The sequence below is a fragment of the Spirillospora sp. NPDC048911 genome, assembly GCF_043198015.1.
GTDB lineage: Bacteria > Actinomycetota > Actinomycetes > Streptosporangiales > Streptosporangiaceae > Spirillospora.
Map to the genome: position 1 here is coordinate 279,056 of NZ_JBICUD010000008.1, position 24,225 is coordinate 303,280.

The 24,225-nt window shown below is 67.3% G+C and carries 20 protein-coding genes; 7 read left to right on the forward strand and 13 right to left on the reverse strand.

The annotated features are described in order from the left end of the window. The first annotated feature begins 1,202 nt into the window (after window positions 1-1,202). Window positions 1,203-3,386: a hypothetical protein gene (locus ACGFNU_RS33705; protein WP_392600266.1), complete on the forward strand. Its 2,184-nt coding sequence runs from the start codon at window positions 1,203-1,205 to the stop codon at window positions 3,384-3,386. Window positions 3,387-3,891: 505 nt separating this feature from the next. Here the strand turns inward: ACGFNU_RS33705 and ACGFNU_RS33710 are convergent. The 6 genes from ACGFNU_RS33710 to ACGFNU_RS33735 form a co-directional block, all read right to left on the reverse strand. Further along, window positions 3,892-4,707: a hypothetical protein gene (locus tag ACGFNU_RS33710; protein ID WP_392600268.1), complete on the reverse strand. Its 816-nt coding sequence runs from the start codon at window positions 4,705-4,707 to the stop codon at window positions 3,892-3,894. Next, complete coding sequence (locus ACGFNU_RS33715; RefSeq protein WP_392600270.1) at window positions 4,704-5,594, reverse strand: ParA family protein; 891 nt, start codon at window positions 5,592-5,594, stop codon at window positions 4,704-4,706. Before ACGFNU_RS33715 ends, ACGFNU_RS33710 begins: the two co-directional genes overlap by 4 nt. Window positions 5,595-7,510: 1,916 nt before the next feature. Then, window positions 7,511-8,197 carry a hypothetical protein gene (locus ACGFNU_RS33720; RefSeq protein WP_392600273.1) on the reverse strand — a complete coding sequence of 229 codons (687 nt, stop codon included), beginning with the start codon at window positions 8,195-8,197 and terminating at the stop codon, window positions 7,511-7,513. Between the two features lie 1,044 nt (window positions 8,198-9,241). Further along, window positions 9,242-9,796 (reverse strand): dihydrofolate reductase family protein, encoded by a 555-nt coding sequence (locus ACGFNU_RS33725; protein ID WP_392600275.1) that lies wholly within the window; start codon window positions 9,794-9,796, stop codon window positions 9,242-9,244. A gap of 28 nt (window positions 9,797-9,824) precedes the next feature. Further along, window positions 9,825-10,022, reverse strand: coding sequence for a hypothetical protein (locus tag ACGFNU_RS33730; RefSeq protein ID WP_392600277.1), 198 nt, complete (start codon window positions 10,020-10,022; stop codon window positions 9,825-9,827). A 204-nt stretch (window positions 10,023-10,226) separates the two neighbouring features. After that, window positions 10,227-10,349, reverse strand: coding sequence for a hypothetical protein (locus tag ACGFNU_RS33735; protein ID WP_392600279.1), 123 nt, complete (start codon window positions 10,347-10,349; stop codon window positions 10,227-10,229). Between the two features lie 251 nt (window positions 10,350-10,600). On the opposite strand from ACGFNU_RS33735, the gene ACGFNU_RS33740 reads away from it, so the two are divergent. After that, window positions 10,601-11,470, forward strand: a complete 870-nt coding sequence (locus ACGFNU_RS33740) for a hypothetical protein (RefSeq protein ID WP_392600281.1) — start codon at window positions 10,601-10,603, stop codon at window positions 11,468-11,470. Window positions 11,471-12,047: 577 nt separating this feature from the next. Here the strand turns inward: ACGFNU_RS33740 and ACGFNU_RS33745 are convergent. Further along, entirely contained in the window at window positions 12,048-12,314 is a 267-nt protein-coding gene (locus tag ACGFNU_RS33745; protein ID WP_392600283.1) for a hypothetical protein, read from the reverse strand. 653 nt (window positions 12,315-12,967) lie between these two features. On the opposite strand from ACGFNU_RS33745, the gene ACGFNU_RS33750 reads away from it, so the two are divergent. Next, window positions 12,968-14,011, forward strand: a complete 1,044-nt coding sequence (locus ACGFNU_RS33750) for an ABC transporter permease (RefSeq protein WP_392600285.1) — start codon at window positions 12,968-12,970, stop codon at window positions 14,009-14,011. A 1,544-nt stretch (window positions 14,012-15,555) separates the two neighbouring features. Here the strand turns inward: ACGFNU_RS33750 and ACGFNU_RS33755 are convergent. Then, entirely contained in the window at window positions 15,556-16,323 is a 768-nt protein-coding gene (locus tag ACGFNU_RS33755) for a hypothetical protein (protein WP_392600287.1), read from the reverse strand. 387 nt (window positions 16,324-16,710) lie between these two features. Here ACGFNU_RS33755 and ACGFNU_RS33760 point away from each other — a divergent pair, with 387 nt between their 5' ends. Then, window positions 16,711-18,213 carry a P-loop ATPase, Sll1717 family gene (locus tag ACGFNU_RS33760; protein ID WP_392600289.1) on the forward strand — a complete coding sequence of 501 codons (1,503 nt, stop codon included), beginning with the start codon at window positions 16,711-16,713 and terminating at the stop codon, window positions 18,211-18,213. Window positions 18,214-18,353: 140 nt separating this feature from the next. Further along, complete coding sequence (locus ACGFNU_RS33765) at window positions 18,354-18,539, forward strand: hypothetical protein (protein WP_392600291.1); 186 nt, start codon at window positions 18,354-18,356, stop codon at window positions 18,537-18,539. Window positions 18,540-18,560: 21 nt separating this feature from the next. Here the strand turns inward: ACGFNU_RS33765 and ACGFNU_RS33770 are convergent, their stop codons facing one another. Continuing rightward, on the reverse strand, window positions 18,561-19,418 hold the full coding sequence (locus ACGFNU_RS33770) for a hypothetical protein (RefSeq protein WP_392600293.1): 858 nt from the start codon (window positions 19,416-19,418) through the stop codon (window positions 18,561-18,563). A gap of 343 nt (window positions 19,419-19,761) precedes the next feature. Continuing rightward, window positions 19,762-20,073, reverse strand: coding sequence for a TetR-like C-terminal domain-containing protein (locus ACGFNU_RS33775; RefSeq protein ID WP_392600295.1), 312 nt, complete (start codon window positions 20,071-20,073; stop codon window positions 19,762-19,764). On the opposite strand from ACGFNU_RS33775, the gene ACGFNU_RS33780 reads away from it, so the two are divergent. Next, complete coding sequence (locus ACGFNU_RS33780) at window positions 20,032-20,820, forward strand: MFS transporter (protein ID WP_392600296.1); 789 nt, start codon at window positions 20,032-20,034, stop codon at window positions 20,818-20,820. The two genes, ACGFNU_RS33775 and ACGFNU_RS33780, sit on opposite strands and share 42 nt — an antisense overlap. A 74-nt stretch (window positions 20,821-20,894) precedes the next feature. On the opposite strand, the gene ACGFNU_RS33785 is transcribed toward ACGFNU_RS33780, so the two are convergent. Next, complete coding sequence (locus ACGFNU_RS33785) at window positions 20,895-21,347, reverse strand: hypothetical protein (protein ID WP_392600298.1); 453 nt, start codon at window positions 21,345-21,347, stop codon at window positions 20,895-20,897. 51 nt (window positions 21,348-21,398) lie between these two features. After that, a complete protein-coding gene (locus tag ACGFNU_RS33790) occupies window positions 21,399-21,524 on the reverse strand; it encodes a hypothetical protein (RefSeq protein ID WP_392600300.1) in 126 nt (41 codons plus the stop codon). Between the two features lie 562 nt (window positions 21,525-22,086). On the opposite strand from ACGFNU_RS33790, the gene ACGFNU_RS33795 reads away from it, so the two are divergent. After that, window positions 22,087-23,376, forward strand: coding sequence for a helix-turn-helix domain-containing protein (locus ACGFNU_RS33795; protein ID WP_392600302.1), 1,290 nt, complete (start codon window positions 22,087-22,089; stop codon window positions 23,374-23,376). 267 nt (window positions 23,377-23,643) lie between these two features. On the opposite strand, the gene ACGFNU_RS33800 is transcribed toward ACGFNU_RS33795, so the two are convergent. After that, on the reverse strand, window positions 23,644-24,189 hold the full coding sequence (locus ACGFNU_RS33800; protein ID WP_392600304.1) for a carboxymuconolactone decarboxylase family protein: 546 nt from the start codon (window positions 24,187-24,189) through the stop codon (window positions 23,644-23,646). Window positions 24,190-24,225 lie beyond the last annotated feature (36 nt).

Here is a 24,225-nt window from a genome sequence, read left to right on the forward strand (position 1 = left end):
GATTGAGGGCCCGATGGCCAGAGAAACGCCGCCGCTGCTGGCGAGACCGAGCGTTCCTGGCAGTCCGCTCAAGGTCTCGTCACCCCATCGGTTCAGTTGTCCGCCCAACCGAGGAGGCTGTCTTGAGGGTACCGAATGCCTGGACCTGGTTGACGGTAGACACGCCAGCAGAGCTTGCGTGTCTCAAAACGGTCAATTGCTCCACGGGCGTGTCGCGGGTCTTTGCGATGCCCGCACCTGGCGATGTGGCGGCCCTTGCGCCCAGCGATGTGGCGCCCTTGCGGCCCGGCCCTGAGCCGCTCATGACTTCCCGCGCTCTGGACGCTCTGACGGCCGAGCTCGGGGCCCCGACCTTCGACTTCGCGGCTGGGAGACCCCTGAAATGACGAAAGCGCCCCAGTGGGGCGCCCTCGGACCCGGATAACTTCACATCGGTCTTGACCTGATTCCCGGTGGCGGCCGGAAGACGAATCGGGCTCGGACCTCTTACCAACGTCGGAGCTGACAATAGCAAGTAGTCCGACGGCTGGCCAGTCTTGCCATCCCTTCTCTTGGGAAGGCTCTGGTCACGTCGTCCTCGACGCTCCCGGGATCGTCATTCCCTGGGATCAGCCGCTCACACTCCGTAACGAGGCGGAACACGTGTGGCGGGTCATGGCACCGGTGCCAGCAGGAAAAGCCCGAGCGCGGGTCCTGCGGGCCGACGCCAGAAATCTCCCCGAACACGGCGACCGCGCGCGCGTCTCGGCAGACTCCCCCGAGCCGCCCAACACCGCCTCGCCAACCCTTATGACCTGGGCGTTTGCCAACCACAGGCATGGCGAGCGCCCTCAAAACTCCCACGCCTCTCACAACGCGACGCGCCGAACGACGTGGTGCCACGCAACACGGCGCACGCAGCCACTCGTGACCCGTCGCACGCCCGCAGATGTGAGATGGCACACACCATCGCGTCCGACACGCCGCACCACGCCACTCCCGACACGCCCACAGCCATTCCTGGCGCACCGCACGACGCCGCAAAAATCCCGCCGGACTTCTTTGCGCACGGCGTGTCGCAAGCCCTCAAACGCGGGCCCCCTGGCGCGCCGCACACATGCGGACAATGGCCTACTGCGCCGCACGCGCGCGCGCAGGAGTCTGCTGCGGCGTACGTGGTCGCACCTGCCGCTTGCTCCGGTGTTCGTGGAAAAGGTTCTGTCGTGGCGCCCGCGGTAGCCCGGGCCGCTGGCAGGTCGCGGACTCCGGCGGCTGTGCACTTCGCGGGTGAGCTGACCAGGAACGAGGCGAACCCGGCGTCGGCCGCCGACGCCGCCGAGACGTGGCGCGCCGTCCCCCACCTGCTCGCCGCCGTGCCCTTCGGCCGCCGCTCCCCCGACGGCGGCGACAACTTCCCGCATGGACGGCGGCTGGCGGTCCGGCTCGGCGCGGACTTCCCGCGCGAGCCGGTCACCGTCTCCATCTACTCTCCGGACGGCACCGGACGGCTGCTGGCGGGCGACTTCGACATCGGCAAGGCCCAGCTCGCCGGGGCCGCCGATCCGGCCGCGCTGGTGGCCGCGGAGGCCGCTGATTTCGCCGCCCTGGTCGCCGGCTGCGGCGGCCGCGTCGTGCATGACGTCTCGCCGTCCCAGGGGCGCCACGTCTACCTCAAGCTGCGCCAGGCGGTCCCGTTCGAGGATCTGCGCCGGGTCGCCGAGGCCCTTGCCGATCGGTACGTCACGTTCGACGCCGGTCCGATGCGTTCGCCCAAGGGACAGATCCGGGTCGCGGGCTGCCCCTACAAGCGCTCCGCGCGTTCGGACGGCCTGGGCGGCTACACGCGGACCGGCCCGCTCCTGGGGTACATGGCGCTCACGATGCCCCTCGGGGACGCCGTCGATGTGCTGCGTCACCCGTGCGGCCCCAAGGTGTGGGAACGCCTGCAGCGCGAACTGACCGCCGAGCTGAACGTACGCGAGCCCGCACTCTCCCTCGCGGCGCCCGGGCCCTGCCACATCGACACCGACGGCCGACCCTGGCTTCCACTGCGCGGCGGTCGTCGAGAGCTCTCGCCAAGGTTGGCCGAGCTAGCCCAGAGCGGTGCCTGGCAGGCCTCTCACCTGCAGCCCAGCAGCAAACCGTATGCCTCCCCTTCTGAAGCGCGGTTCGCCGTGCTGCGTTCGCTGGCCTCGGGTGGATGGCGTCTGACGGAGGTCCTGGCCCAGATGCGCCCAGGCGGTGCTTGGCCTGGTTTGGAGACCTTGCTGGGCGCCCGCACCCCGTCTCAGCGCAGGTCTGTCATCCAGTTCGACTGGGATCGAGCCGTCAAGGAGGCCGTGAGGCAAAGGAGTGCCTCTAAATCGCACACTAGCTTCAACTACACACCCCCGGGGGGCGCCGCAGGCTCCGAGCATGAGTGGCCTGTCCCCCGCATGATCATCGATACCCCTGTTACCTCCCCCCGTACCTACTCTGAGCTGCAAATTTGGTGCACAGCCCTATGGTTGGCCGAACGTGATCCTGTACGCCGTAAAGGTTGGGGTAGACGAGCTCCATCGATCCGCGTCGTCCTGCGGGCCCTGGCTCTGGCCTCTCGCCTCACTGGAGCCAGCACCACAGCGTTCGGCGTTCGCTCGCTCTCGCTGATGTCCGGGCTGTCTTGGCGGACTGTGGCGACGGTCCTGGCAGACCTGCGTGACGAACGAGATCCCCTGGTCGTCCTGACCCGCCACGCCGTCGAACGAGACGCCGACGTCTACGCTCTGCGCGTCCCGAATGCCTACCGTGACCAGGCCACGCGTTACGTCTGGCAAGCCGGTCGCATCGAGACCGGGCACCCGGCGTTCTTGGAGCTGGGGCCGGTCTGCGCGCTACTGTACGAGACGCTGAACGCCCGCCCGGCCCGTCCTGTCGACCTCGAACGCCGCGCCGTCCTGTCCGACTCGGCGGTGAGCAAGGCCTTGATGACGCTGGCGTCCTACGGGCTGGCCGAGCGAGGTCCAGAGGGGTGGCTACGAGGCCCGGCCACTTTGGACGAGGTCGCCGTCGAGCTGGACGCACACGCGAAGTTCGCCGAACGAGTCGCCCTCTACCGAAAACACCGCGCCGAATGGCACGCTTTCCTCGGCGTCATGGGAGACCCGGCGGAGTGGCCCACGTCGGCCGAGGTGGCGGACGCCTTGGCCGCAGACCCGTCGAACGACATCGCGCCGGTCGACGTTCCGGATACTCCAGCGGCCCTGCTCGAAGCGGCGACTCCGCCCGATCCTGTCGTCACCGACCACGATCCGTTCGACGCGGTCGTGGCCATGGTGCTGAACGAGCTCGGCGGGCACGTCCTCCGGACGACACAAACCGGCACCTCTCCCCCAGAACCAACCCTGCGAGCCGGTCCCAGCCCCTGAACCGCGGTGACGCCAGGCAAACATCATCAGCACGCCCCACAACGACGAGCCACACGATTCGCGCAACGCCGCCACGTGGTGTCCTTGCCGCGCCCAGGAAACGACGTGCCGGAGTTGAGCCGAGCGGGCAAATGGCACGCTTTCCAGCGTGATGGGCGTACCGTCCAGATCCAGGACGGGGGCCTCGTCCTTCGTGAACTCCAGCAGTCCACGCAAGATGACGGTGTGCTCCTCTGCCCACGCCGCCGGTCCCAGGCTCGGCTGTCTCGTCGGGGTCGGCGTTGCGTGGTGAGGACGTCGGTCGCCGCTTTGGTGCCGACATCGATGAGGTGGTCGCTGGGTTGCTGGCGTCAACGTGACGGGGGCGTCGGTCGCAGTCCCCAGGGGTCCTGAGGAGGCTCGACGCCGTCTGGGTGCTGGTGTTGACGTGGTGAGGACGTCGGGCGCGGCTCCGGGGCCGACGCCAGGGTGATCTGGGCGTCGGCCGCCGGGGGTTGGCGCGGTGTCAGGCAGTGGGACGGCGGGCTTGCTTGAGGTCGACTTCCGCGAAGCGGAGGGGATTGTCCTCCAGGTACGCCTCCACGGCCGCGGAGACGAGCTGGCTCACGCTCTCGGCGCCGTATTCGACGACGAACCGTTCGAGGACCTCGCGTTCGGCCGGAGTCGCCTGGATCGACCAGAGGCTCCGGGCGCCGCCCTCGTCCGCCCAATGGCGGGGCCGGCGCCGGGTGGAGCGGCTGGGGAACGCGCTGTCCGCCGGCCGGGGGTCCACTCGGCGCGCCTCGACCAGGGTGCGCAGGGTGTTGGCACGCCGGGCCTCGTCGACGGCGTCGTACGCGATCTGCGCGTTGGAGAGGCCTTCGGCCTTGGCGAGCCTGGCGGCGGTCTTCCGGGCCCAGGACTTCAGGTAGATCTGGACCTGGCTGGTGGTCTCCTCGGAGACGTCATCCAGCTCTTCAGCGCTTACTTCAGCGGGCTCTGGGGCGGCCTTGGCCCGGCGGCGACGCGGACGGCTGGCTGCGGCGGGCTGGGCGGGCGCCTCGTCCGGCGCGGCGGTCGGCGCAGCGGCCGGTGGGGTGGGCGCGGGTACCGCGGGAGCTGGCGCAGCCGGAGCCGTGGCGCGCGGGGCCGGGGTGCGAGGAGTCCGCGTGGCCGGCGGCGGAACGGGTGCGGGCGCAGGCGGAGGTTCGGCCGGAGAAGGCTCGGGTGCCGCGGGCGGGTCGTCGACCGTGCCTAGGAACGCGAACGGGTCTGAGCTGTCCCCCGCCTTCGCCGAGCCTCCGAAGATGTCGGAAAGGCCGCCCCTGCTGCCGTTCGTCATGCCTGCGCACTCCGCTGCTCGGACTGCGCGATGACCATCAGCAGCTCTTTGGCCAGGTTGAGGTAGTCGGTCGCCAGTCCGTCCAACGCCGCCGACATGGGACGGGGGTTGATCCCGGATCGCTTCGCCGTCCAGTAGCTCGGCTGCTGCTCGGCGTAGTCCTTCAGTTCATGGACGAGCATCCCCATTTCCCGGCAGTCGACCGCGACGCGCTCGGCATGCCGGATGTGCTGCTGGAAGAGCGGAGACTTGTCTTCGCCACCGAACAGTTCGGCGACGCTACGGCGAACCTTGCCGTGGATGGCCTTGGCGTTGGTGCCGGTGGCGAACAGCACCGCGCCCAGCAGCTGCATGGTGGGGTTGATCTGCCGCATCTGCTGGAAACGCTGGGCGACCAGTTCCATGCCGTCCAGGCTGCCGTCGTCGGACTTGGTCGGGATCATCACCCAGCGCGCCGCCGCGAGCGCGAGGTTGTCCAGGACGGGAGACTCGGGCGGGCAGTCGATCACGATCAGCTGGTACTCGTGCGCGATCGGCGCGATGGCGGCCGCGAGCTTCAGGTAGGCCTCGTGGAAGTCGCCGCGGGTCAACAACATCGTGATGGTCAGCGTCAGGTCTTCGAGCTTGGAGCCGCCGACCGCGACGTCGAGGTTGGGCCGCACGTCGGCAGCCACCTGCAGAGCGGTGCCGTCGACGATGGCGCTGCGCAGGGCCGCGCCCTGGTCGTCCTCAGGCGTACGGCGAATGCCGAAGTCACGGCTGAGGTTGCCCTGCCGATTCAGGTCGATCGCGAGGGTCCGCCGGCCCGTGGCAGCCACCTGCCCCGCCAGGTTCGCGGTGATGGAGGTCTTGCCTACCCCGCCCTTTTCATTGATGGCGGCGACCACTCGGCGAAGCGCTACCGCGCGGCTTCGGTGGTCCTTCACCCAGTCCGTGGTGACTGTCATGACCCCAGCGATTCTCTCGTGCCCGGATTGCTTGGGTCCCCTTCCTAGCAGAGGCCCGTGGGCCCCTCAAGCATCCGAGTGCCCGTGTCGCGGTGACAGCGCTCTCCCTATCTGAACGCGTCGCTATCCATGTCTTGGACGCGTCTTCTTCCTTGCAAGCCACTCCCCCGGCGTTCGCTCCAACTCCCCTGCCTTCGCTCCACATCCCGCGCGTTCACTCCACTCCCCCAGCCTCTGCGCCACTCCCCTAGCGACCCACTCCCCCGGCCTCCGCCTTGCTCCCCTACCTGCGGTGCCGCTCCCCCATCTTCCTAGCCACGTCTCTCAGATCCGGTGTGTCGGTCTTGCTCTCTGTCGATGAGTCTGACGATGCGTCCTTCTTCCGTGGCGTTTGCTGTGCCTTTGCCGCTCCCCCGGCGCTTCCGGTCCTCCGGTCAAGCTCTTCTACCTGTGTGCGTACCTACGTCAGATCGATCTCAGGACGCCTCGTCGGGCCCTCGTCTTGGGTGCTCCGCCCCTTGTGCTTTCCCTGCGCCGTTCCTGCAGGGCCCCGGCCGCGTCTGGGTTCCTTTGCGCGTTGCTTGCTTCGTGGTCTCCGCTGTTCGGGCTGGCGCGCTACTGGGGGACCGGTCGACCACCTGCTTGGTCTCTGCTACTTCGGCTCGTCGATCTGCCTGCTGTACTGACCTCCTGTACATTCCCTTGTCCTCACTAACCCTCCATCAGTCGTTCATCTCCGCTATCGCTCTGCCGCTCATCCTCGCTATCGCCCTGTTGGCCTACGGGTGGGGGAGTGGTGGCTACCTCTACTGCCAACCTCACTGGTCTCATCTCTAAGACTCCCAGTTCAATTACCCATCCGTCTTTTGGTGGGCTCGTCATGCGTTGGTGCAGCTCCCATCGCATGTGTATGGACGTCTGCATGACTGATGAGTGCATCACCTGATGTCTCCATGGCTAGATCACTGCTAACCATCCTGTGCCTACCGCTCCATCTGTCTACTGCACTACGGGTGCTCACGTCGGTATAGCTATCAGCGTGTCTACTGGTAGGACTATCGGTGCTGACCTGCGGCTTTTAATGAATGCTGGTGTTGGCGGCGGCAGGAGCGAGCAACTTCGTCCGAACGTCGGCGCCTTCGTGGTGCGCGTTCGCGAGCCCAGCGACGCGTGCGGCGGCGAGCTTCTTCGCCCCAGCATCGGGGGGACAGCATGGAGAAGGCAGGCCAACTACGAGACGAACGGGTGGATGACGCGGTCAACGTGGCCCTCAATTTCTGCTTGAGCCCAGCTAGTCCTTGACCTCGATGAACCCTCGCCAGGAACAGGAAAGAGGCCACAACGACGCACGAAGGCCTCCCGTGCAGGTGCAGCGGCGGGTCACCTGCACTGGCGAACGCTACAGAGGCTGCAACGCTTTCCTGCCAGGTATCCGTGTCGCAAGCCCTTACGCTGCCGCGGTGAGCCCGCTAGGCATTGCGCTTGCACAACGTCGTCGTGTTCGCGTCCCCACTGCATGGTCACCCAAGAAACCCCGGCCTGTTTCCCCACATAGCGGGCAAAGTGCTACGCCTACAGGGGTCAGCGCCAGCCGATCGGTTGTGGAGCCAACTTCATGCGTCGCCGCAGCTCAGCGTGCTCACCTGGACTCTGAGGCGCTCACCACTCACACGTGAGAACGTGCTGCCACATCGACACCCTGGCTCCAGTTACGCCAGTGAGTACATGCAGGTTGAGCGCGACGTGCACGGGTCCTCGTGGCATGGGCGCCGAGAGTTTGGTGAAGCTGGCGGGCCAGCAGCCCAGGTCAAGGCTCTGCAGGGACGACTCGACACCGTCATGCAGATGCACTCGTGCTACAGGCTGCGTACTGCCTCAAGTGCGGCCTGGGCCTCTGGCGTCCGGGCAGGTGGGACGCCGAGGGCGCCGGCGACCTCGAAGATCTGGTCGGTCGCACAACGAAGCTGCACTGACAGGCTGGCTGCGGTCAGTTCCGTGAATTCGCTCGATCGCATGGTCAGTTCTATGCCCTCGGCCCATTCGTCCGCGTCCTCGTTGGTGGTGAGGTCCTTCCACTCTTCGAGGAGCTTGTGGGCGATGGTCTTCAGCCGGGCGAGTGCCACGTCGGGCGCAGGGGCGACATCCTTGACAGCATCTGCTGGCACGGACAGCCTTGCGGCGGTAACTTCCCTGGTCAGAGCGTTGATGCGGTCGTGGGTACCTTGCCGGGTATGGATGCCGGTGGCCTCACTCAGCCTCGGTGTCTTGATGCCGTCGGCCTTGGCCGTCAGCATCGCACGGAGCATGAGCCGGTCAAGCTGTTGCTGGGCCAGCCGAAGAAGCCTGATGGCGTCCAGCACGTCAGCCTGGGCCTCAGGCTTCGGTAGCGCGTTTCGACGATCGAGTGCCCAGGTGGCGAAGGCCATCAGGTCTTCTGGTGCCGGATGGGTCCCCAGCTGCGGATCCTCCTGGTGCCGAGCTTGAATCGCCTCGATAACGTCGGCTGCCTTGAGGTGCCGAGGCAGGGGAGTCGCCTTCCGCATGGGGATCATCTTGCCAAACCGTCAGCATCTTGCTGACGGTTTGAGGTTTGTGGCGTGTCTGCGACTCGGCAGGCTGAGGTGACGACGGGAGGCTGCTGAGTCGTGCGCCAACAGCCAGGGCATCACCGGGTCGCTATTTTCCCAGGTCACAGCCTTACCGGGGCCTGCTCGGCCTGCAGTCGCGAGATCTGGAGACGTTCTCTTCTGCACAAGTACGGCTCAGGAGGGGCTCCTACGTCCGGCTGCCGGACGGCGAAGCGACCGAGCCCAGTTCCCCGTTCGATGTCGGCCTCGTGCTCACACATGTGCGGAAGAAGTAGGCCCGTCATCCAGCTCTCTGACGTACTTCAGCCAGCTCTGAAGCCGGCGGCTTGATCGGCGAGGACGAGGAAAGAGGGAGAGATGAGCCGGGAGTAGGCGGGTGGAACCGGCGACGGGTGGGCCACGGATGACGGTGAACCCTCTCGGGGGGTCGTGTCGCTGTGGCACACGTATCGTGGCCGACTCCAAATTCGCGGTGTCGAGGCGGTCCGGACGTGATGATGAGCGATCGGCTAACCTGCAAGGATTCTCGGGACGGACATTTGCGACAAAGATGGATCAAGGCCCCAAAAAACATGGCCTCTGAGATGGTCGCTACGGGACGAACTCCAGACGCCGCATGTCCCAGGCTTCGCAGCGATCTCAAGTGCTCCTATGTGCCTCTGGAGGCCGTACAGGCCCCATAGCCTGACCTTACTTTGCAAGAACAGTGTCTGAGGGCCTCGGTCACCTAGAAGGCGAGGAGGACGGTGCTCGTTCGTTCAGAATGGCGGTCCAGCGCGCCTCGCAGCCAAGCAAGACCATCACGTCCCGCCGCATGTTGCTCGCACGCGACGTCGTCCAGATCTCGTAGGCGAGCAGCCCCGCCTCGGACGCGCGCTACACGAGCGTGACAGCGAGCGGCCAGCGCGCCCCGGATGTCGTCGTGGGTCAGTTCGGTCGCTGCCACCCCACCCTGCGGGTGCCGTCAGCCGTTTGATCAGGCCCTGGTAGTCCAGGGTGTCAGCTGACCGCGGCCTGGTAGGTGAGGATGACAATGCCGTTCTTGAGGGTGTGCGAGTCGACGTGCTCGAACCTTCCGGACGATCCGGTGCGGTGCAGCAGGTCGCCGGGCGTGCCGGTGCCGACGAAGAACGGGTGCATCCAGAGCCGGAGTTCGTCGAGCAGTCCTTCGGCCATCAGCGCGTGGGTCAATCGGCCGAAGCCGTACTGCACGATGTCCGCGCCGGCCTGCTGCTTGAGGTCGCGGATGGAGGCGATCGGGTCATGGTCGATGACGGTGGTGTGGTGCCACGTCGGTTCGGTGAGGGTGGTCGACACGACGTACTTGGTGATCGCGTTCATGCGGTCACCGAGCCGATCGCCGGAGCGGCTGGACCATACCGGCGCGAAGCTGTCGTAGGTGTGCCGGCCCATCAGCACCGCGTCGCAGCGCTCGATCAACTCGATCTGCGCCTTGTTCCCCTCGTCGGTGAAGCCGCCCAGCGACGGCCATTGCTCCAGATTCTGGATGACGCCATCGAGGGTCACGTAGGTGGAGTTGACGATCCTTCGCATGGGAGATCCCCTTTCGGTCAGGTCTTGGTTACGGACGCGCAGGGATACGGGCGAAGGCGGCGAAGAAGAGCACGACGGTCAGGACGGAGAACGCCGCCCCGTGGCCGTCGTCCTTCTTGAACTGGCGTGCGCGGATCGGGAAGCCGATCACCGACCCGAGAAAGCCGAGGCCGCGCCCGGCGTCGGCGACCGTGGAGGTCTCGTCAGCGCCTTCGTTGGTGGACATGGACGAATCGTGCTACGAAGCAGATGGCGAAGGGAAAGGCCAGCTCGACATCGCAGTGATGCACGAACGGCAACAACGAGTTCGTCTCGCGACGGCGCGTGGCGCTCGAGCAGCCGGGCCGCCGGCGACCAGCATGCCCAAGCCGAACGCGCGTCGACGAGCCGCATCTTGCGCATGTCGATCAACAGCCGTTCCCCGACGGACTCAGGGGCGCCCGCCACGGTCCAGGCGGCCGCTGGACGGGGACTGGATGAGCATGCCGCGCGGCTGGTGACCGGTGACGATGCCCAGATCGCCGGTCACTCTGGTGGTCTTGGTGTCTTTCATGATCAAGTGTCGGTCCGTCGTGGGACGCTCACACTAGGACGCTCCCGCGAGAAAGCAGCGATATGGCCGATCAATCCTTGCTGGACGCCGACGGAAGGGCCCTTCCGCTTCCCCCTGACCCTCTGAGCCCGGTGCCGGACGAAGTCGAACCCGGGCTGGCGGCGTACAGGGCGGGTCGCCTCCCAGAAGCGCGGGCTCTGCTGACCACGATCGCTGGCGCAGGGCGTACCTCCTTGTCCGGGCATGCGGCCATGGCGCTGGCGGGTATCGAGCTCGGAGAGGACGGGCTCGACGGCTCCTGCGTGGCATGGCTGGAGCAGGTGGCCGGAGGAGAGGACCCATGGCTCGGCCCCTTGGCCGCTGTCATGCTCGCACCGGACTTCCAGTCGTCATTGGATTCCGATCGCATGCTCGTCCGGAGCCTCGCGGCGCAGCTCACGGGCGACCGAGATGCGGCCCGGAGGGGGTTCGAGCAGGTCGCCGACGTCCATGAAGGCACCGGTACAGGGGACCTGGCCAGACTCCTGCTCGGCAATCTCCTGCTCCAGAGTGGTGACCAGGCAGCGGCTCTCGAGCCGCTGAGGTACGTGCGGAAGACGTGCGATGGTTTGTTCGCGGGCTATGCGGGCTTCCTTGAGGGGCACGTGCTCATCGGGCAGGACGAGAAGAACGAGGCGGGCAACGTGCTCGACTACGCGCACGGTGAGGCTCACCCGGCCACGTGCGGGTACAAGGGGCTGCACCCCTGGGTCGCCGTCCGCTTCGGTGAGCTGCTGGCCGGTGACACGTCCGCCGTGGATCTCGTCTACGACCAGATGGAGGACAGCGGGGTGAGCGAGGGCGTGGTCATACGGGAGCCGTTCGAGTCGGTTCTCCACCGCAAGGAGATCAGCCGCCCCGCGCTCATCGACATCGGCTTCCATCTGTTCCCGTACCCCGCGGAGTACGAGCCGGTGCACGCGGGACTGGAGCGCCTGAAGACCTGGAGCGACGAGCGGTACGAGCGCGGCCGCAGGCTGGTGCTCGCGCTCCACGTTCATGTCGAGGACAGCCGGGACGAGGGACGCACACGAGGGTTGGCGGAACTGCGGGAGAAGCTCGACCTTCCCGAGCCCCGCTAAGGCTTCACGAACGGACGGGGAGAGGGCAAGATGTCGCTGGTTCGCCATGTCGGATGGCTGATCGAGTTGCTGGCGGTCGTCCGTTCACACTCGATGCCGGGGGATGCGTCGCGTTTGGCCGCCAAGCTCCTTGGGGCGCACGCGGTTCGCGAAACGGAGTACAGCCTCAAGATTGGGTACAACCCGTCCTCCACCGGGCACAACCTTCTGTGGTAACTGCTCCCGCGCCCTGGACCCTGCACGATGGACAGTGACCGTCGGTTCGACGACTTCGAAGACACGATCAACGCATACGCCGAACAACTCCGGCGTGAGGGTCGTGTCATCGCGCGCCTGTACACGCTTGAACAACGTGGCTTGTTCAAGCAACTCGGGAACCGGGCTGCACACTCGCTCGGCCGCCCATGCGCCGTGTTCGACACGGGCGATCTCACGTACGTCATCCTCATGGACTGGCGCTTCCACCCGCCCATCCCTCGTCCGCAGAGGATCGTAGGAGGGAGGCAAGAACGGTTCTGAACCGGACGGCCGACGAAGTCGGATCAGACGTCGGATCAAGACGCCATCACGGCGGGATTCACCCGATACGGCGGCGGCGGAGTCGCATCAGCCATCCTCGGATCTGGTCATCGTCGTGGAGGTAGTTGTCGCTCGTCCCATGGCGCAGGTCGATCCCGTGAAGCTTGAGCAGCGCCCACCAGCTCAGCTCGTCCCAGACGAGATGGTCATTGATCACCCACTGCGCGGCCCAGCGGTCGACGGCGTCGCGGCTCATCCGTCCCTCGAGTAGCGCGACGAAGTGTGCCTCGATCTCCTCCAGGTCGGGCTGCTTAGCGCTGGTCACACGGCGAACCGTATCGGCCCATGCGCAAATGAACGGCTCTCGACAGAGCCTTACCGATGCCGTCCGTGCGACGCGCGTGCGAGCTCTTGTTGGTCGTCCGGTCCGTGCTGCCGGTCTGTGCTTGCTCCTGTTGGACGCCAAGCCTGCGCTTTTGCTCAGCCCACTCGGTGCGCCTGGAGGGGAGAGGCCCGGAGTTGACGGGTCGAAGCGCCTGTCTGGATTGCCCTGGTACTCGCCGAAACGATGAAACCGGTGAGCGTCCCACGTTCAGTGGTACCTATGACGTCGTACATCGATCTTCGCCGCACCCTCGAAGCAGCCTGCTTCCGGGCACGGCGAAATCGGCGAAGTCTTCATATGGATCAATCGTGACCGGCACCGCATCCATCTTCACGGCCGTCCACTCCGAGTCAGGCAGAACGTTCGCCGCTGCGTTGCGTTCCTGCGAGAGGGCGTGGCGGGGCCGAGGGTCGTGCGTCCGCGGCCGCACCACCCACACCGCAGCGGCGGCCGGTCAGGGCGCGTTCTTGGCGCTTCAGCGACCACCCGCGTTTTCCGACCGCGTTGGACGTGAGCTCTGACGTGGGGGAGCGCTGGTCTGGCGCAATCGCCGCCGGATGGCATGGGCCCTCCGGCGTCTTTGGCCTTGGCCGGTGAAGGGACGCAGGCACGACCAGCGTCTGGGGGACTGGTCCGAGCTCCGGGATTCACCGTTCCTGCCGGCCGTGGTGGTCGTCCTCATCGTGAGCGCGGCCGCGGGCTTCTTCGCCGGTTCGTATACGTACGCGATGGCGGCTCCCGCGCCCAAGAGCATCCCCGCCGCCGTCGTGAACAGCCCGGACGCGGCGAAGCAGCAAGAGTTTCTCGCCGTGATGAACAAGGCTCTCGGGTCGTCACTGCGGCTCGCGCCGTACGAGTCTTACGAGGAGGCGCGCCATGCTCTCGACTCTCAGGACGTCCTGGCCGTCGTCAACCTCGGTGACGGCCGCAGGACCACCCTCGAGGTTTCGGGGGCCTCCGGTGCCCAGGTCGCCGAACTGCTGAGCAAGGCCGCGCCCGAGGTGGGCAGGTCGGTCGGGAACATGATCGTCGTCCACGATCGCCACCCCCTGCAGCGGAGCGACCCGCGGGGACTCACCGTGTTCTACATCTGCCTCGCCGCCATGATCATGGGCTTCATGGGGGCGGTCCAGCTCAATACGCATGCCTCGCGGCTGAGTTTCGGGTCGCGGGTGTGGTTCACCGTCGCCTACGCGCTGCTGGGCGGTTTCGCGATCTGTGCGGCGGTGGACTGGGCGCTGCACGCTCTGGAACTGCCGTTCGCGGAGTCCTGGCTGATCTTGGCTCTGGCCATGTTCACGTCGGGCATGGTCTTCACGATGTTCGACGCGCTCGTGGGACGGTGGGCGATCATCCCCACCTGGGCGATCATGGTGCTGGTCGGCAATCCCTCGTCCGGCGGACCCGTGCCGTGGCCGCTGCAGCCGCAGTGGATCGCGCGGCTGGGGCACTGGCTGCCGCCCGGCGCGACCGTCAGCGCGCAGCACACCGCCATTTACTTCTCTGGCCACCAGCACCTGTTGCCCTTCGTGGTGCTGGCGGCATGGGCCTGCGTCGGCTTCGCCGTCTCCTGGCACAAGGCGAGACCGTCGCCTCCCAGAGAAGACGCGACGGAACGCGGTGAAGAACAAGCCTGAGCTTGGGCGGCGACCACAACTCTCTGACCACGCTCCGATTGCGCGCGAACATGCATTCCGGGGCCACCGCTCTCGGCACGGTAACGTGCGCAATCACCTCAACCCCACGACAACCCGCGTCCGCACCTGCGCCAACCCTCGTGGGCGCTGGCGGCAACTCGCGTCCGTTTCTGCGCCGACCTGAGTTCGCGCCTGCCGTGGTCCGCGTCCGCGCTTGCGGAGACCCGCGATCGCGCCCTGTGGCGACTTGCGTCCGCCCTGCGGCCGCCTCATTCGGGTCTGCCGTGGCCCGTCCGCGCTGCGGCGGCCCGTTTGCGCCTGTGGCGGCTCGCTTCCGCCCCTGCGGCCAACTTCGTCCGCCCTTGGACGAACCTCGCCCGTCCGTGCGGCGGTTGGGGATCCGTCCGCGCGGCGGCCCATATTCGCGCCTGCGGCATACGCACGTTCGCGCCTGCGGCATACGCACGTTCGCGCCTGCGGCATACGCACGTTCGCGCCTGCGGCATTCCGCGTCGGTCCCGGTGGCAATCCGCGTTCGAGCTGGCGGCACTTGCGTCCGTACTGCGGTGACCCGCGTTCGCACCCGCGACCAACCTGGCCCGTCCCCGTGACGAACGTCCGTCCTCGCGACCAATCTCGTCCGCTTCCCAGCGAGCCGTGTTCATGCTTGTGGCGGCCCGTGTTGGTGCCTGTGGCGGCGCGCTTGCCCTGCGGTGGCCTGCGTTCGTGCTTGCAGCGGTCGCCGTTCGTGCCTGCGGCGAGCCGCTTCCGCCCCCGCAACCGACTCCGCCCACTCCTGAAAAGACCTGATCCGTGTCTGCGGCGGACCGTGTTCGCGCCTGCGACGCCGTGTGGGTTGCCAGCGGTGGCTTGCTCGGTTCGGGACGTGCCGGTCTGCGGCTGGCGGGATGTGCGCAGGTTCGCGCGGACGAGACGTCCAGGAGTGGTGCTGAAGACGGTTGTCTTTTAGCGGGCGAAGGCGATTGCGGTGGCGGCGCTGATGGCGACCGCCAGGACGACTATGACCAGGGGAGTGGTCATTGGTTTGCGACGTCTCGGCGGCTCGGCGTGTTCACGTTTGATGCGGGCAGGGGCGGGGTTGGCCTTGGGCGGTGCAGGGCGCTTGGGTTTGGTGGCCTTTCTTGGCGGGGGTGGCACGGGCGCGGGGGCGGCCACCGGCTGCGGACGTGCGGCAGGGGTGGTCGGCCTTGATGGAGGCGGAGGCAGAGGCAGAGGAGGCGGAGGTGGCGGAGGCAGAGGCAGAGGCGGAGGTGGCGGAGGTGGCGGTGGTGGGGGTGGTGGGGCCTTTGTTGGTCTGGGCTTGGTGGGCTCGGGGCGTGGCGGGGGAGGGGGCGGCACCGGTGGGCGGCAGCAGTGCGGGCGGTTGAGGCTCACGCAGACTTCGGCGTTCACGTACACCAGGACGTCGACCTCGGCGGCCGCGCAGATCGAGACACCCGGCGGCGGATCGACGATCGTGGCCGAGGTGCCCAGTCCGGCGAACATGCTGGCGGTGAGCGCCGCGACCAGAGTGGCGGGCATGGTCAGCCGCTCCCGGGGATGCGCTGCAGTTCACCCAGGATGGCGGTGAACGCCTCGGGCTGGACGGCCAGCGCTCCGTCGAAGGCGCGTGAGATGTCGATGGCGAGGTACATGCCGATGCCCAGCAGTCCTGCCATGAGCGCCAGGGGCAGGAGGCTCATGCCGCGGGGGCGTGCGCCGGCCAGGATCGGGAACAGCAGAACGATCAGCCCGGTCAGCAGTGTGACGACCAGGAGGCCCGGGGGCGGCGTGGTCTTCGCGTCCATCGCCCGCTGGCGGCGGGCGGAGGTGATGTCGGCGATGTCGTCCAGCACCGCGGCCTGCGCGTCCTTCTGGTCGGTTCCCTTGGCGGGGAACGCGGCGACCTCGCGGCGCAGTTGCTCCAGTCTCGTCCACCCGTCCGGGCTCAGTTTGCCGTCGGCCATCAGCCGCCATTCCCGGGTGCGGACGAACTGGGTGTAGTCCTGCAGTTCGGTCCGGATCCGGGTGCTCTGCGGGTCGGGCAGATCGGTGGCGGACCAGGCGCCCTCCACGATCGCCTGGCTCTCGGCGTAGGTGTTGAGCCGGGCGGCGTCGGTGGTCGTCCACGGGACGACGATCGCGATGGCGAAGGCGAGCAGGAACAGCGCCGACAGCATGCCCCCGGCGTGCCCGGTGGTCGGCCCGTCGGGCAGTCCGTCGTCGGTGCCGGCACGCAGCCGCTGGACCAGCAGGGCTGCAATGATCACCAGGCCGATGGCCGCTACGGCGGCGATGAGATAAACGGTCATGCATTCTTACCTATCGTAGTTCGATGATGACCGAGAGCTATCTTCTTGTATCGTGCTTCATGTAGTTGCGTTGCCGACGTAGGCGCGGCGACTCGCCTCAGGGTCGCGAGGCCGAGCAGCACCTCCGGGCCGAGGTCGCCGAGGAGCGAGGCGTCCGGGTCGTCGGTTGGTCTGCGCCGCCTCGCGCGGCGTCAGCCGCGCGCCCTGCCGGGGAACGTTCGGCGTGTCATCGGGTTGAGCTGGACAAGGGCGGCGTCGGGCTCGTTCTTTGACGCTTTCGTCCACTTCGGATCGATCAGCACGCCCTGTGGGTGGGTTGGGTGGTCTTGTTCGGTTCTCTGGACCGGGTGAAAATCCTTGTGACTGTTCGCGGCACTCGGAGCGCTGATGACGAACGTGACCCTGTCGCCCAAGTTGTTCGAGGTCCTCGATTTCGGAACGCCGTCGGCCGAGCGTGACATCGGCCGCGGGCTCGAGGAGTGTTTCGTCGAGTCGGCCGCCTACCAGCGCGTTCGGTCCGGCGCCAAGACCATCGTCATGGGCAACCGCGGGGCCGGTAAGAGCGCCATCTTCAAGATGCTCGCCAAGCGGGAGCGCGCTGCGGGCAGCCAGGTGATCGAGCTGTCGCCCGAGGACTATTCGTACGAGCTGCTGAGCTCGACGATGGCGGCCGAGAACGCGGGATCGTGGGCCAAGCACGGCGCGTACGGGGCCGCCTGGAAGTACCTGATCTACATCCTGATCATGAAGGCGCTGGCGCGGAAGGGGATGCGGCTCACCAAGGGCGGCGGGCGCGACATCCACCATTACATTCGCGACCATCACGCCAACAGCCAGCTCGGCACGTTGTCGCTGCTGATCTCCTACCTCAAACGGCTGGAGGGCATCAAGATCGGTCCGGTGGCGGCCGGGCTGCGCGCCCAGGAGCTCGACAAGCTGTACAAGCTCGAAGAGATCCACAATCTGCTGCCCGCGCTGCGCAAGGTGCTGGACGGGCAGCGGGTGGTCGTGCTGGTGGACGAGCTCGACCGGGGCTGGGACTCCTCGGAGGACGCCAAGGCGTTCGTCTCCGGGCTCTTCCAGGCCTGCGTGTCGATCAACGAGCAGCACCCCAACCTGCGGGTGTACGTGTCGTTGCGGCAGGAACTCTACGACGACATCCCCGCCCTGTACGAGGACGCGCAGAAACATCGTGACCTGCTGGAGCGGATCCACTGGTCCGAGGAGTCGCTGCTCGAGCTCATCGCCAAACGTATTCGCTACTCGGCCCACGAGAAGGGGTTCGACGTCGAGGCACTGGAACGTGCCGGGGACGCGGGCTGCTGGTCGTCGGTGTTCGCCGGTCCGCCGGCCGACCCGCTGGCAGGCTCGTTCCGCTACATGGTCGACAGGACGCTGTACCGGCCGAGAGAGATCATCCAGTTCTGCTCGGAGGCGCTGGAACAGGCCAGAGGCCGCAGCCGGACACTGCCGGTGCCCCACACGGCGATCGAACGCGCCGAATACGGTTACTCGTCGGAACGCGCCAAGGACATCGCCGCCGAATACCGCTTCCAGTACCCCGGCCTGCTCGGGGTGTTCGAGGTGTTCCGCGGACGGCCGTGCACGTTCTCCAGAGACTCCCTGGAGCTGCTGTGCCTGGAACTCGCCACCGGCGAGATCCCGACGAGCGGCACCGAGTCATGGCTGACCACCTGCGAGCCCAACGAACTGATCGGCATCCTCTGGCAGGCGGGCCTGCTCTCCGCGCAGCCGAGCGGAGACGACTGCTACTTCGGCAAGCACCAGGTGCAGCACCTCAATCTGGCCGCCGTCCAGCGATTCCAGATCCATCCGATGTTCCGTGCCCATCTCGGCATCGGCGACAAGATCGAAAGCATCATCGCCTGACAGCCGCACTTCCTTTGCCGAGCGACATCGCCTGACAGCCGCACTTCCTTCACCAAGCACCCTCGTCTGGCTGCCGTCCTTCCCTCACCAAAGCGCCATCGCCTGGCAAGTGCACGGCCTCCTGTTCGGAGATGGCCGCAATGCGGTGTCTACCTGGCACCCAGGGCGGCGTCCGCCTTCCGGTCTACCCCGACGGGCCGGTCACGATCTCCCTGCCCGTCCGGCGCGTGGGGACGGTGGGCGAAGTCATCGTCTCCTATGGCGCCTGCAGCAAGACCACTTGCCTCGCCCCGGTCACCGACCACGTGACCAAAATCCGCCTCTGAGCCGATCGAAGCTCCGGCGCGTCAGTCGATGCTCCTTACGCACATTCGGAGCAGGTATCCCGGGACCCGCTGCGTTCGGGCATCGCCTGGGCATCGGCTGCCCGGTTTGACGAGTGCGGTGATTTTGACGGCGAGGTACTTGTCGTCGCATTTGCGGCGTCCGTTCACCCCGGCGTAGAGCGTCCCGCCGTCGACGCAGTCGCCGACCGCAGGCATCCAGCCGCCGTTCTTGGCGAGGCACAGGACGCGAGGCTTGCCGGTGCGCACGGTGATGGAGTAGATCGCCGGCTTCGGGCACTCGCGGGCGGCGTCCACTCGGCGGACGACCTGCCCGAACCATCGCTTGCCGAAGTTGGTCCCGTTGACGATCCAGTCCTCGTTCGTGCAGCTCACTTCGCTGAGATTGTCGCTGTAGCGGGCGTACACCTGGATACAGTCGCCGGCCCTCACCAGGCCACCGCCCTGCCCCGGGTCTCCTGGATGCGGCGCCTTGAACCTGCGCATGCATGCCATGTCGCCTGGCAGGGACCTAAATCGCAACTGGACGAAGTCGTCGGTGTCGATGGGGCAGCCTAGTTTTTCCAGGGCCTGGTCACCGAGGATCTCGGGGACGCCGGTGCCCTTCCCCATCTTGGTGATCCGTGCGTAGGCCGCTGGATCGTCGCACTGGACAGGTGCGTACTCGGCACGGGTGTACATCACCTTGCCTTGCGGAGTGGTGTGCATTGGCGACGGCTGTACACGAACTCGCACGCAGCCACCCGTGACGAATTCGGCCGCCTGCTTCGTTGTTGCGGAAGGCTTGGGCTTCTCGTTCCTAAAGGCCGATCGCACACCACCGATGACGGCGAGCCCGGCGACGACCAGCACAACGGTCACGACGGCACCCAGCAGGCAAAAGCCACATCCCGTTGGGGCCAGGCCGGGAGACGGCGTCCGACCGGGCGGGTTGGGGGAGCCGGGGAACGGCGGCGTGCCCGAGGGAGGCGGCGGCGTGCCCGGAGGGGGAGGCGGCTGCGTCATGACCCTGCTCGCTTCCGATCAGTTGGCGCAAGCCTCCCGTCCCTTCGGCGTGGACACAACCCCTGCTGGCGAGTGCGTCCGCGTGGCTTGCAGGAGGCGCGGCTGGCGAACTGCTGCTCGGGATGCGGCCTGCCTGATCGCCAGGACGCGCGCAGAGTGACCTGCCGGACCGTCGGGACGCGGGTGGGTGGCTGCCGGGTCAGGATGCGGGTGGGGTGGCTGTCTTCGCGCGGATCAGGGGCAGGAACACGTCGTCGACGATCTCGATGAGGGTGGTCTCGGCGAGGGGCTGGCAGGTGAGCAGCATCTCGTGGCGCAGGAGGTCGGCCGGGAGGGTGACGACGCGGGGGCTCAGGTCGGCGGACGCGAGTTCGCCGCGTTCGGCGGCCCGCTTGAGCACGGTGCCCATCACGCCGTTCATGATCGCGAAGTAGCGCGGGTCCAGATCGGGGGCGTCGGCCACGAGGCCGTGGATGACGTCGGCGCCGATGTCGCGCTGGCGCTGGGCCATCTGCCCGAGGACGGCCAGCACATCGCCGCGCAGGTCGCCGGTGTCGGGGATCTGGTCGGCGATGGATCCGGTGTGGTGCCGCAGGGCGGCGATGACGAGTTCGGCGCGGTGGTGCAGGGCGCCGGCGGCGGGCTAATGCTGCCGGTACTGCAGACGGTGCTCCTGCGGGCCGCCGGCGGCCGCCACCTCGGGCGGCTGATGGCCGTGGTCACCTTGCCCGCCCTGGCGGGACCGATTCTCGGCCCGGTCATCGGCGGCTTGATCGTGGGTCACCTGAGCTGGCGATGGATCTTCTTCGTCAACGTCCCTCTGGGTCTGCTCGCGGTCCTGCTGGCCTGCCGCGGCATGCCAACAGATTCGCCTCGAGGCGGTGAACGACTGGACTGGGCAGGGTTGTCGCTGCTCTCTCCCGCGCTCGCCGCTCTCATCTACGGGCTGATCCAGTCCAAGGAGAAGCTGGTCGCGTCCGGCATGGGGGCCGTCGAGAACTTCAGCCCTGGCGCCATCAAGACAATCGGCACCCTTGAACTCCTGGCCGCGGTGGGGCTGATCTTGCCGGCCGCGTTCGACATCGCGCCGGTTCTGGTGCCACTTGCCGCCGTCGGCCTGGTGTCCTTGATGGTTGGCGCGATGTTCGTTCACCTGCGCCGTCATGAGGCCCAGGGAATCGTGGTGACCCTGACGCTGTTCGCCCTGGCCGCCTTTGTGGCGTGGGGGCGCTTCGGCCCCGAGTCCTTCACCGGCTGACCCGGCGCGGGCGTTCGGCGCCGGGGACCCAGACTGACGCACCGCCCGCGCGCGGAATGTCATGCCTGGTCCGGTCAGCTCTCGCTCCGCTGACGGACCGTCCTCCACGTCAAGAACGCGGTGGTCAGCGTGAGGAGCGCCGCCCAGATGGCCAGCGCTCCGGGAGCGTCATGCCACACGATCACACTGCCGATCATGAGTCCCGCCCACACAGACAGGTAGATGCCCATCCGGGTCTTGGGCTGGAACCGGCTCAAAGGCACAAATTCCTGGTTCCCCCTGACCGGAAAGGGAGCACCCTTGGCGACTCGCACGAAGGCGACCGTGAAGAGATAGGCCAGGAAGACGCAACCGGCGAGACCCAGCACCAAGAACGCGATCAGCACCGGGTCGACGTCGGCGTCCGAGAAGGCGATGGCACGGACGAGGAGGGCCAGACACCAAAGAGCACCCAGGGTGGTGAAGCCGCTCCACACCGCCAGACCGATCACCGGTCGTCTCCGCACTTGCTGCGCCACGACCTTCACTCCTCGAAAGAGCGCGCTGCGGGCGGTAGAGGAGTACCCCGACAAACCAACCTAATTCGTCCACCATCGGCTACCTGCCGAGCCGAGCGCCACCTCGTCCAGCATTCGCATGAACGCCCAGACGGCCTTGCCGATGTCGTGGCGCCGATCTCCGCACATCTCAGCGTCCTCACTCATCGAACCGCCCTTCCCGAGTAAGCAGCGACGCCAGCAGCCGCCGCCCCAATCCCACGGAGGGCGGCGCCCGATGTCGGCCGCGCGTACCGGACGAGGTGGAAGCCATGGCGCGGTGCGTCCCGGACGTTGATCGCGCCGCGCCGTTCCGAGCCGTCGGCCCCGACGGCCGAAGGCCCAATTCCTCCAGGCGCCGCCCCAACGAGGCCGCCGAGCCCGCCTCCACCAACCAGGCGCACTCCCGGCTGACCGCCCACCACCGGCCAGTGAATTCCCCGCACCACGCCGACACCCCAGGAAAGCGATGCCGCAGCTCGGCGATGCCGCGCTCCGGATCGATGTCCGCTCCCGCCCACGGCGGCCGTTCGGCTAGGTTGCACACAGTCGGACCTCCACGTCCGGCAAGGCCCCGGAGACCCGGTGTTGCTGCACCGGCCGGGGCCGCCTTGTCTCCTGACCAGTCAAACCGCGATGCAGGACGCGTGGACAGGGGGCATGATGAGGCGCGAGGGAGCACGAGAGAGCAGGAACGAGCACGGCCGCCGTGTACTGAGAGGTGCTCACAATGCCCGTTGCTCGCAAGGCCCCGGGCGCCCGCCTCGCGGTGGAACGCCGCGACCGCAAGTGGAGCAAGGAATACCTCGCCCGCCGGATCATCGCCAATCTGACCGGGCCGCAGGTTCCCAGCCTCTCCACCGTCGTCTCCTATGTCACCCGGTGGGAAGCGAGCAAGGGAATCACCGAGCGCTATGAACTCGCTCTCGCCGCCGCGCTGGACATCGACCCCGGCGAGCTGTTCGATCTCCTCGGCGACCTGGGCGGTAGCGTGGAGAGTCCGATTCCTTCGTACGCAAGGGATGACGATGTGAGACGCCGTGCCGCACTCCAATTGATCGCCGCAGTCGGCGCGGGGGCCGCCGTTCCGCCCGGCGCCTTGGAGGGGCTGCTTTCCGGCATCGACGAAGCTCTCAGCCTTAACACCGACCTCGAGGAGTGGGAAAGGGTTGTCGACGACTATGGCCGCCAGATTTACCGGCAATCGTTCGACGCACTCGTTGCGCCCCTGACCACAGACATCATCGCCGTGGGGCATCTCCTCAAGAAGGGCCGTCCGCCGCACGAGCAAGCCGGGCTGCTGCGGGTGAGCGCCGGGCTTTCGGGCGTCCTGGCCGAGACATTGAGCAATTTGGGCGACGACCGTGCCACGCGCCGAACCTGGAGCACCGCACGCCGCGCCGCCGACGCGTCCGGCGACCGCGCCCTCCAGGTCTGGGTACGTGGGAGAGCCGCCCAGCACGCGAGCTGGGCGGGCAGTTCACATCACGCCGTCATGAGCATGGTGAACGAGGCCGCCGACATCGCCAGCGGGACTCCGACTTCAGGACTTGCACGGGCGTACGCCGCAGGCGCCTACATGGCGGCTTTTCATGGCGACGAGAACACAGCGCGCGGCAATCTCACCAGGCTCAAGCGCACCTTCGACCAGCTGTCCCACAGTTCCAGCGAACCGACCGTGCTGGATTTCCAAGAGGGCCAGCTCCGCTGGAACGAGGCGTACGTCCGCACCACCATTGGCGAGAAGCACGCAGTGGCCGCAGTTGAGGACGCCCAAAGCCTTTACCCGCCCACCGCCAAAGCGCCGATCATCAATTTGCACCTGATGCGCGCTATCCATCTGGTCCAGCGCAATGACGTGCGCGAGGGCCTGGACCTGGCCATGACGTCCCTCAGGGGCCGGCCCCGTCCCGTCATGGCCACGCGCCAGTTGGTCGGCCAGATACTGAACACGCTCCCTGGCAGCGCCCAGACACTTCCCGGCGCGCGCGACCTCCGGGCGTTGGCTGCTGGTACCTGAATACCGGCTCCTGCGAAGGGAGCGGGACCAGCGTTCAGCTCGTCGTGCGGTTGGCCTCGCAGGTCGAAGTTACGACGTCCGGCGGGCGGGTCATGATGATGGCCGTTCGCCGCCTTCGTTGCGGGCGGGTGCGGGCTCGTGATGACGCGGCGTTTGTCGCGTTTGTGACGGGTCGGCTCGTGGTGATGGAGGTTGGCTGGGGGTGTGGGCTCGGGGTGGCCGGTCGCCCCTTCCGGGTGTCGGAAGGGGCGTGGCTGCTTGGTGGGGTTACTTCCATGCCTGCGGGCGGAGGGGTTCGTCCAGTTCTACGCGGCCGGCGAGGTTGTCGACGAGGCCCACGAAGGTCGCGAACGCGCACTCGGTGACCAGTTGCAGCAGGTCGGCTGGCTGCAACCCGGCATCGTGGGCACGCCGGATCACTGCCTCGGGCACCGCGCCGCGTTCGATCACGAGTGCCCTGGCGAAGGCGTAGACGGCCGCGTGGACCTCCTCGCGGGGCTCGGTCCCGTCCCGCATCGCCTTGATGTCTTCTGGATCCACGCCCAGCATGCCCAGCACCGTGGAGTGGAAGGCGACGCCGTAGGCGTTGTCGACGGCGACTCCGACCGCGACTCCCGCGATCTCCCGGTGCACCGGGTCGAAGGAGTCGCCGCCGACGGCGCGGCGCAGCCCGTCGAAGCCCGCCAGGAGCGTCGGGCTGGCCGCGATCGTGGCCGCGAGGTTGGGGACGAAGCCGAGTTCGGTCGCGATCCCGTCGAGGATCGGCCGGGACGCCTCGGGCGCGGAATCGGAGGTGAGAATTGGGAAGTGCATCGGAGCTCCTTCAGAACGGATGCACTGACTCTCTCC